This window comes from Subtercola lobariae, assembly GCF_014640255.1.
Classification (GTDB): Bacteria; Actinomycetota; Actinomycetes; order Actinomycetales; family Microbacteriaceae; genus Subtercola; species Subtercola lobariae.
The window spans coordinates 1-1,325 of sequence record NZ_BMGP01000016.1; the positions used below are offsets into that span (position 1 = coordinate 1).

The 1,325-nt window shown below is 55.8% G+C and carries 1 rRNA gene; it reads left to right on the top strand.

The features are described from left to right. Positions 1-1,309 (top strand): 16S ribosomal RNA (locus tag IEX24_RS19330); the annotation flags it as partial. Positions 1,310-1,325 lie beyond the last annotated feature (16 nt).

Genomic DNA, 1,325 nt, shown 5'->3' on the forward strand with positions numbered 1-1,325 from the left:
TTTGGTTGAGGATGGACTCGCGGCCTATCAGGTTGTTGGTGAGGTAATGGCTCACCAAGCCTACGACGGGTAGCCGGCCTGAGAGGGTGACCGGCCACACTGGGACTGAGACACGGCCCAGACTCCTACGGGAGGCAGCAGTGGGGAATATTGCACAATGGGCGAAAGCCTGATGCAGCAACGCCGCGTGAGGGATGACGGCCTTCGGGTTGTAAACCTCTTTTAGTACAGAAGAAGCCTTCGGGTGACGGTATGTGCAGAAAAAGCACCGGCTAACTACGTGCCAGCAGCCGCGGTAATACGTAGGGTGCAAGCGTTGTCCGGAATTATTGGGCGTAAAGAGCTCGTAGGCGGTTTGTCGCGTCTGCTGTGAAATCCGGAGGCTCAACCTCCGGCCTGCAGTGGGTACGGGCAGACTAGAGTGCGGTAGGGGAGATTGGAATTCCTGGTGTAGCGGTGGAATGCGCAGATATCAGGAGGAACACCGATGGCGAAGGCAGATCTCTGGGCCGTAACTGACGCTGAGGAGCGAAAGCATGGGGAGCGAACAGGATTAGATACCCTGGTAGTCCATGCCGTAAACGTTGGGAACTAGATGTAGGGGCCATTCCACGGTTTCTGTGTCGCAGCTAACGCATTAAGTTCCCCGCCTGGGGAGTACGGCCGCAAGGCTAAAACTCAAAGGAATTGACGGGGGCCCGCACAAGCGGCGGAGCATGCGGATTAATTCGATGCAACGCGAAGAACCTTACCAAGGCTTGACATATACCAGTAACGGCTAGAAATAGTCGCCCCGCAAGGTTGGTATACAGGTGGTGCATGGTTGTCGTCAGCTCGTGTCGTGAGATGTTGGGTTAAGTCCCGCAACGAGCGCAACCCTCGTTCTATGTTGCCAGCACGTTATGGTGGGAACTCATAGGAGACTGCCGGGGTCAACTCGGAGGAAGGTGGGGATGACGTCAAATCATCATGCCCCTTATGTCTTGGGCTTCACGCATGCTACAATGGCCGGTACAAAGGGCTGCAATACCGTAAGGTGGAGCGAATCCCAAAAAGCCGGTCTCAGTTCGGATTGAGGTCTGCAACTCGACCTCATGAAGTCGGAGTCGCTAGTAATCGCAGATCAGCAACGCTGCGGTGAATACGTTCCCGGGCCTTGTACACACCGCCCGTCAAGTCATGAAAGTCGGTAACACCCGAAGCCAGTGGCCCAACCGTGAGGGGGGAGCTGTCGAAGGTGGGATCGGTGATTAGGACTAAGTCGTAACAAGGTAGCCGTACCGGAAGGTGCGGCTGGATCACCTCCTTTCTAAGGAGCACGTTTC